The organism is Pseudomonas sp. Leaf127 (genome assembly GCF_001423155.1).
Taxonomy (GTDB): Bacteria; Pseudomonadota; Gammaproteobacteria; order Pseudomonadales; family Pseudomonadaceae; genus Aquipseudomonas; species Aquipseudomonas ovata.
The window spans coordinates 1-8,194 of record NZ_LMOA01000014.1 but is presented as its reverse complement, the minus strand read 5'-3'; the positions used below and the strand labels follow the sequence as shown (position 1 = coordinate 8,194).

The following is an 8,194-nucleotide window of genomic DNA, read 5'->3' as shown; positions in this document are numbered from 1 at the left end:
GCCTGCGGCACCTGCAAGTGCTTTGCCGAGGCCGGCACCTACGACCTGGGCCAGGAATACATCGAGGATGCCCTGACCGAGGAAGAGGCCGAACAAGGCTATGTGCTGACCTGCCAGATGCGCGCCGCCAGCGATTGCGTGGTGCGCGTGCCGGCTTCATCGGATGTGTGCAAGACCCGCCAGGTGACTTACCAGGCGGCCATCAGTGCGGTCGAGCACCTGTCCGACAGCACCATCGCCTTGAAAATCAAGGGCGAGTCCCTGAGCCAGCTGGCGTTCCTGCCGGGCCAGTACGTCAACCTGCAAGTGCCGGGCAGCGAACAGACCCGTGCCTACTCGTTCAGCTCGTTGCAGAAAAACGGCGAGGTCAGCTTTCTGATCCGCAATGTACCCGGCGGGCTGATGAGCCGCTTTCTGGTGGGCATGGCCAAGGCCGGCGACAGCATGACTCTGGCCGGTCCCCTGGGCAGCTTTTACCTGCGTGACATCAAGCGGCCGCTGTTGCTGCTGGCCGGTGGCACTGGTCTTGCGCCATTTACCGCGATGCTGGAAAAAATTGCCGAGCAGGGCAGTGCCCATCCGCTGCACCTGATTTATGGGGTGAGCAACGATTTCGACCTGGTCGAGATGGACGCACTGGCCGACTTTGCCGCCCGTATTCCCAACTTCACCTACAGCGCCTGCGTGTCCAGCCCGGACAGCGGCTACCCGCAAAAAGGCTTCGTCACCCATCACATCGAGCCTGGCCATCTCAATGAAGGCGACGTCGACGTCTACCTGTGCGGGCCGCCGCCGATGGTCGAGGCGGTCAGCCAGTTCATTCGTGAGCAGGGCATTACACCGGCGAACTTCTACTTCGAGAAATTCGCCGCCAGCGCCGCCTGACATAGCGCTCGACCGTTTCATCTACAACAAAAACAAAAGAGAGATGCCATGCGAAACATTGACGTACACGCGGTTATCGATAACGCGCGCTTCGGCCGCTTCCACTGGATGGTCATGAGCTGGTGCGCCCTGCTGCTGATCTTCGACGGCTATGACCTGTTCATCTACGGCGTGGTGTTGCCGGTGATCATGAAGGAGTGGGGCCTGACCCCGCTGCAGGCCGGGGCACTGGGCAGCTATGCGCTGTTCGGCATGATGTTCGGCGCACTGGTGTTCGGCAGCCTGGCCGACCGCATCGGGCGCAAGAAAGGCATCGCCATCTGCTTTGCGCTGTTCAGCGGCGCCACCATCATCAATGGCTTTGCCAGCAGCCCGACCGAGTTTGGCATCTGTCGTTTCATCGCCGGTCTCGGCTGTGGCGGGTTGATGCCCAATGCCGTGGCGCTGATGAATGAATACGCCCCCAAGCGTATGCGCAGCACCCTGGTGGCGGTGATGTTCAGCGGTTACTCGCTGGGCGGCATGCTGTCGGCCGGGGTCGGCATCGTGATGCTGCCGCGCTTTGGCTGGGAATCGATGTTCTTTGCCGCCGCCTTGCCGCTGTTGCTGCTGCCGGCGATTCTCTACTACCTGCCGGAGTCCGTCGGCTTCCTGGTGCGCCAGGGCCGGACTGCAGAAGCGCGCAAGCTGCTCAACCAGATGGATGACACCCAGAAGCTGACCGCTGACGACGTGCTGACCGTGGGGGAAGTCAAGGGCAAGGGCGTGCCGGTGCTGGACCTGTTCAGCGAAGGTCGCCTGGTTCGCACCCTGGCGTTGTGGGTGGCGTTCTTCTGCTGCCTGTTGATGGTCTACGCACTCAGCTCCTGGCTGCCCAAACTCATGGCCAACGCCGGCTACAGCCTGGGGTCGAGCCTGTCGTTCCTGCTGGCGCTCAACTTCGGTGGCATGTTCGGCGCCATCTTCGGCGGCTGGCTGGGCGACCGCATGAACCTGACCAAGGTCACGGTGGTGTTCTTCCTGGTCGGCGCGGTGTCGATCAGCCTGCTGGGCTTCAAGAGCCCGATGCCGGTGCTGTACCTGCTGATCTTCCTGGCCGGTGCCACCACCATCGGCACGCAGATCCTGCTGTACGCCGGGGCCGCGCAACTCTACGGCCTGTCGATGCGCTCCACGGGCCTGGGCTGGGCCTCGGGGATCGGCCGCAACGGCGCCATCGTCGGTCCGCTGCTGGGCGGCGCGCTGATGGGCATCAACCTGCCGCTGCAACTGAACTTCATGGCCTTTGCCGTGCCCGGCGCCATCGCCGCGGTGGCCATGACCGTGTTCGCCATCAGTGCACAGCGCGGCAGTGCCGCAGCGGCCCTGGGCGCCAACCACAGCGCCAAGGTGGCCGGCTGAAGCGGGTCGGCGCTCTGCTGCGGGCGACGATCCGACGATGAGGCCGGTAACACAGGCACATCTGCTGTGCCTGCACCGCCGCATTCGCCAGCAGAGCTGCCTCCCACAGGTCCGCGTCGAGACTTGACTGATCGGCATCAATCTTACGAACCGCAGCGTCATTCATACAGGTGAGGTCCCATGAAAGACCTGTTCAAGGATGTTTCCCTGTCGGCCGTGGTGGCCGGGTGCATCGCCACGGTGATTTCCTACGCCGGTCCGTTGGTGATCATTTTCCAGGCCGCCGATGCTGCGCAGCTGTCGCACGCGCAGTTGTCGTCCTGGATCTGGGCCATCTCCATCGGCAGTGCGCTGCTGGGTGTGCTGCTGAGCCTGCGCTACAAGGTGCCGGTGGTGATCGCCTGGTCAATTCCGGGCTCGGCGCTGCTGGTGTCGCAACTGCCGCAGATCGGCCTCAACCAGGCGGTGGGCGCCTACCTGGTGGCCAGCCTGGTGCTGCTGCTGATTGGTCTGAGCGGGGCATTCGACCGCATCATTGCCCGCTTGCCCGGCTCGATTGCCGCCGGCATGCAGGCCGGCATCCTGTTCAGCTTTGGCGTGGCGCTATTTGAGTCGCTGCCGGCCAGGCCGGTATTGGTGCTGGCGATGTTTGCCAGCTATGTGCTGATGCGTCGCCTGGTGCCGCGTTATGCGGTGATGGCCGTGCTGATTGTCGGCACCGGCATTACTGTGCTGGGCGGTGACTTCAAGGCCGATGCGCTGGTCTTCGGCCTGGCCACGCCGACCCTGATCGTGCCGCAGTTCAGCCTGGAGGCCACGTTGAACCTCGCCTTGCCGCTGGTGCTGGTGGCCCTGACCGGGCAGTTCATGCCGGGCATGGCGGTGCTGCGCGGCGCCGGTTACGCGACGCCGGCCAGCCCCTTGATCAGCGCCAGTGCCCTGATGGGGGCGGTGCTGGCGCCGTTCGGTTGCCACGGCCTGAACCTGGCGGCGGTCACCGCCAGCCTGTGCACCGGACGCGAGGCGCATGAAAACCCACGGCGACGCTACATCGCTGCGCTATCCGGGAGCCTGTTGTACCTGATCTTCGGGATTGCCGGTGCGACCCTGGTGTCGCTGTTCGCCGCCTTTCCCAGGGAACTGATCGCCGCGCTGGCGGGGCTGGCACTGTTCGGTGCCATCAGCGAGGCCTTGAGTCGCAGCACGTTGCACATCGAGGAGCGCGATGCGGGGCTGTTCACCTTTCTGGTGACCGCTTCGGGGGTGTCGTTTCTCGGCCTGTCGGCGGCCTTCTGGGGGCTGTTGTCCGGGCTGATCGTACACGCCGCAATGAAAGCCCGGCGTCTGCCGGCAGCGGCACCAACCTTGGGGGACAAGGCGTCGCGTTGATCCGTTTTGCATCATTAAAAAAGACATAACAACAAGAGAGCAACCATGAGCCAGCATCCGATCGCCAAGCGTCATTTCCGTGTCATGGGCCAGCGCCTGGGCCTGTCCTTCACCGCCGTGGCCGCCACCAGCGCCCTGGCCGCCGGCGAGCCGCCCAAGGAAGGCTTCATCGAAGGCGCCAGCGCCACCCTGCAAGCCCGCAATTACTATTTCAGCCGCGACTTCTCCGACATCGTCGGCGCCAACCAGCAGTCGAAGCAGGAGGAGTGGGCGCAAGGCTTCATTCTCAACGTCAAGTCCGGCTATACCCAGGGTGTGGTGGGTTTTGGCCTGGACGTGAGCGGGGTACTGGGCATCAAGCTCGACAGCAGCCCGGACCGGGTCAACAGCGGCCTGTTACCGACCCACGGCGATGGCCGCGCCGCCGACGAGTACAGTCGCCTGGGGGCGACCTTCAAGGCGCGCTTTTCGAAGACCGAACTGAAGGTCGGCGAGTTGCAGCCCAACCTGCCGGTGCTGACGTTCAGCGATATTCGCCTGCTGCCGCCCAGTTATCAGGGCGTGGGCATCAGCTCCAGCGAAATCACCGGCCTGACCCTGCAGGCCGGGCACCTCAACAGCACTCACCTGCGCAACGAGGCCGGTGACGACAAGATGCTTGCCATGCTTGGCCACGTGCCGCAGCGCCAGGCGGTCAGCGATGGCTTCAATTACGCCGGCGGTGACTACAGCTTCAACGACAAGCGCACCTCGGTCAGTGTCTTTTACGGGCAACTGGAAGACATCTACGAGCAAGGCTTTATCGGCCTCAAGCACAGTCAGCCGGTGGGCAACTGGGTGCTGGGCGCCAACCTCGGTTATTACGATGCACAGGAAGACGGCGACCGCTTGTTGGGCAAGATCGACAACCAGGCGTTCTTTTCCTTACTGTCGGCCAAGCGTGGCGGGCACACCTTTTATGTCGGCTACCAGGCCATGTACGGCGACAGCCCGTTTCCACGAGTCTTTGCCAACGTCACCCCACTGGGCAACGAAGTGCCGACCTATGAGTTTGCCTACACCGACGAGCGCTCCTGGCAGGCACGCTACGACTATGACTTCACCGCGCTGGGCATTCCGGGCCTGACCACCACCGTGCGCTACATCACCGGCGACAACGTTACCACCGGTGCCGGCTACGAAGGCAAGGACCGCGAGCGCGACCTGGACATCGGCTATGTGGTGCAGAGCGGCACGCTGCAAGGGCTGGGTGTGCGCGTGCGCAACGTTGCGGCTCGCTCGAACTACCGCAGCGACATCGACGAGAACCGCCTGATCTTCAGCTATACATGGAAGTTGCTGTAGGCCAGTGCAGCAATAGCGCCCGGCCCGGTTCAGGAGCGCTTGCGCTCGCTGACCGGCACCGGCCGGCCAAACAGATAGCCCTGCAAGTGCGAGCAGCCTTCGGCCTTGAGGCGGGCGAACTGTTCCTGGGTTTCCACGCCTTCGGCGGTGGTTTTGATCAAAAGGCTGCTGCTGATGCCGGTGATGGCGCGGATGATCGACATGGCCTCGCGGCTATGGTCCATTTCATGGACGAAGGACTTGTCGATCTTGATCCGGTCGAACGGAAACGAGCGCAGATAACCCAGCGACGAATAGCCGGTGCCGAAATCATCCAGGGCGATGCCCACGCCCAGCGCCTTGAGGGCACGCAGGGTCTGGATGTTTTCTTCGCTGTTTTCCAGCAGCACCGATTCGGTGATTTCCAGTTCCAGGCGATGCGGTGCCAGGCCTGAGTCGTTCAGGGCCAGCTGGATGATATTGACCAGCTCGCGATTCTTGAACTGCGCCGGTGACAGGTTGACCGCCACGCTTTGCTCGGTGTCCCAGGTACAGGCTTCCTGGCACGCCAGGTTCAGGGCGCGGGTGCCGACCTCATGGATCAGCCCCGTTTCCTCGGCCAGCGCAATGAAATCCAGTGGCATGATCAGGCCCTTGCTCGGGTGCTGCCAGCGCATCAGTGCTTCGTAGCCGGTAATGCGCGTATCGTCGATGCCGACGATAGGCTGGTAATAAAGCTGCAATTGCCCCAGGTGCAACGCCTTGCGCAGGTCGATTTCCATGGTGCGTCGGCGCTGGGCAGCCTCGGCCATGTTCTGGTGGAACACTTCATAGCGGTTGCGGCCATTGCGCTTGGCTTCATACAGGGCCATGTCGGCATGGATCAGCAATTGGTCGCCGGACAGTTGTGCGTCACCCGTGAAGGCGATGCCGATGCTGACCCCGATCAGGAAGGTATGGCCGTCCATCAGGAAGGCCGGCGCAATGCAGTCGATGATCCTGCGTGCGGTGCGGTAGGCGTCGTCGGCCTGTTCCAGGCGTGGCAACACAATCGCGAACTCGTCGCCACCCAGGCGCGCCAGAGTGTCTTCTTCACGCAGCACGCCGCGCAGCCGTTCGGCCACGGCGCGCAGCAGTTTGTCGCCAAAGGCATGACCGAAGGCGTCGTTGATGTTCTTGAACTTGTCCAGGTCCAGGCACAGGGTCGCGACCCGGCGCGAATGCGAGGCGCTGTCCTTGAGCGCGGTCCCCAGTTGTTCGTGCAACAGGGTGCGGTTGGCCAGGCCGGTCAGCGCGTCATGGTGGGCCATGTGGTGAATCTGCTCGCGGGCGGCAATTTCATCGGTGACGTCTTCGGCGATCAACAACACGTAGTCGGCCTGCGCCTCTTGATCGACGCGGCGCAGGGTCTTGGTGCGCAGCACCCGGGGGCCGATGGTGGTGCGCAGGCGATCCTCGGTCTGGCGCAGGCCCGAATGGCTCAGGCATTGCCGGGTCTGCTCGTCGATATAGCCGGCCAGCACCGGCGACATGCAGTCCTGCGCCTGGCGGCCGATCATGGGCTGGTCGTGCAGGCCGAACAGCCGTTGTGCCTGTTCATTGACCAGCAGGATTTCACGGGTGCCGGCGTCCTGGACAATCACGCTGGCCGGAATACTGCCGATCACCGAGTCGAGAAAGCGTGACAGGCCGGCCATTTTTTCGCTGTAGCGCTCGGCCAGTTCCTTGGCCTTGAGCACTTCGAGTTCGGCGGCGCGGCGCTCGGTGATGTCGCGGGTAACCTTGGAAAAGCCGATCAACTGACCGTCATCATCGTGAATGGGCATGATCACGACATGGGTCCAGAAGTGGGTGCCGTCCTTGCGCAGGCGAATGCCCTCGGCCTCGAAGCGGCCCTCACGGCGCGCCGTGGCAAGCCCTTGCTGGGGCAGGCCATGAGTACGGTCGTCAGGGGTGTAGAACACCGAGAAATGCTGGCCGACAATTTCGGCAGCCTGGTAGCCTTTGGCGCGTTCGGCACCGGCGTTCCAGTTCACTACATGGCCGTCGACGTCGAGCATGTAGATGGCGTAGTCGGTCACGCCCTGCACCAGCAGGCGGAAGTGCCGTTCCTGCTCGTGCTGGGCCAGTTCGGCCTGGCGCTGGCGCGTGCAGTCGCGGGTAATCTTGGCAAAGCCGATCAGCTCGCCCTGGTCGTCATGAACCGCATCGATGACCACATCGGCCCAGAACACGCTGCCGTCCTTGCGCACCCGCCAGCCCTGGGCCTCGAAGCGCCCGGTGGCGCGTGCGGTCTCAAGCCCGCTCATCGGTACATGGCGGGCACGTTCCTCGGCGCAGTAGAACACCGAGAAATGCTGACCGACGATTTCCTCGGCCCGGTACTGCTTGGCCCGCTGGGCGCCACTGTTCCAGTTGGCCACGATCCCTTCGGGGGTCAGCATGTAGATGGCGTAATCCACCACACTCTGCACCAGCAGGCGGTACATCACATCCGGGTTTTCAGCTACCAAAGTCATCGTTTAACCGCACCGTCCTGAAATAAAGACCCATCCAAGCATTTGCCGCACGCATGAGACAGAGCGCTGCGTCTCTGTCTATGGCTGATTGCCATTATTTCATGTGGGGGTATTGCTGTGTGACCGGCAGGTCATTTATTTCTGGCGGTATTGCATCAATAAACGCGTTTGGGCATTCCGGCAAGCGCGCGCTCATCAAACATAAAATAACTTATTGATTTTATTGGCTATAAAATTCACACCTGTAGGAGCGCGCTCTGCCCGCGACCGAGTGCGCAGCGCTCGCAGAAATCTGTGAAACGCCACAATTTTACGACTGCTAACGCAGCCGGTCGCGGTGGTCCGGCATTCCGGCAAGCGCGCGCTCATCAAAAAATAACTTATTGATTTTATTGGCAATAAAGCTCACAGCTGTAGGAGCGCGCTCTGCCCGCGACCGAGTGCGCAGCGCTCGCAAGATCTCGGAAACGCCGCAAATTTACGACTGCTAACGCAGCCGGTCGCGGTGGTCCGGCATTCCGGCAAGCGCGCGCTCATCAAAAAATAACTTATTGATTTTATTGGCAATAAAGCTCATAGCTGTAGGAGCGCGCTCTGCCCGCGACCGAGTGCGCAGCGCTCGCAGAAATCTGTGAAACGCCACAATTTTACGACTGCTACGCAGCCGGTCGCGGGCA

General features: G+C 62.5%; 6 protein-coding genes. 4 read left to right on the top strand and 2 right to left on the bottom strand.

Translation table 11 applies throughout. The annotated features are described in order from the left end of the window. The 4 genes from benC to ASF84_RS10590 all read left to right on the top strand — a co-directional run. The coding region (gene benC, locus ASF84_RS10605; RefSeq protein WP_056838048.1) for a benzoate 1,2-dioxygenase electron transfer component BenC at window positions 1-885 on the top strand (885 nt) is incomplete at its 5' end. A 48-nt stretch (window positions 886-933) separates the two neighbouring features. Beyond that, the gene (locus ASF84_RS10600; RefSeq protein ID WP_056838047.1) at window positions 934-2,286 is read left to right on the top strand and encodes an MFS transporter; all 1,353 of its coding nucleotides are present in this window, start codon (window positions 934-936) and stop codon (window positions 2,284-2,286) included. Between the two features lie 180 nt (window positions 2,287-2,466). Further along, window positions 2,467-3,675 (top strand): benzoate/H(+) symporter BenE family transporter, encoded by a 1,209-nt coding sequence (locus ASF84_RS10595; RefSeq protein WP_056838045.1) that lies wholly within the window; start codon window positions 2,467-2,469, stop codon window positions 3,673-3,675. A 45-nt stretch (window positions 3,676-3,720) separates the two neighbouring features. After that, entirely contained in the window at window positions 3,721-5,019 is a 1,299-nt protein-coding gene (locus tag ASF84_RS10590; protein ID WP_442963041.1) for an OprD family porin, read from the top strand. A gap of 29 nt (window positions 5,020-5,048) precedes the next feature. Here ASF84_RS10590 and ASF84_RS10585 read toward each other — a convergent pair whose 3' ends face one another. After that, window positions 5,049-7,517 carry a sensor domain-containing protein gene (locus ASF84_RS10585; protein WP_056838043.1) on the bottom strand — a complete coding sequence of 823 codons (2,469 nt, stop codon included), beginning with the start codon at window positions 7,515-7,517 and terminating at the stop codon, window positions 5,049-5,051. Between the two features lie 487 nt (window positions 7,518-8,004). After that, window positions 8,005-8,194: hypothetical protein (locus ASF84_RS29685; RefSeq protein WP_236709412.1), on the bottom strand; the 190-nt coding region annotated here is incomplete at its 5' end.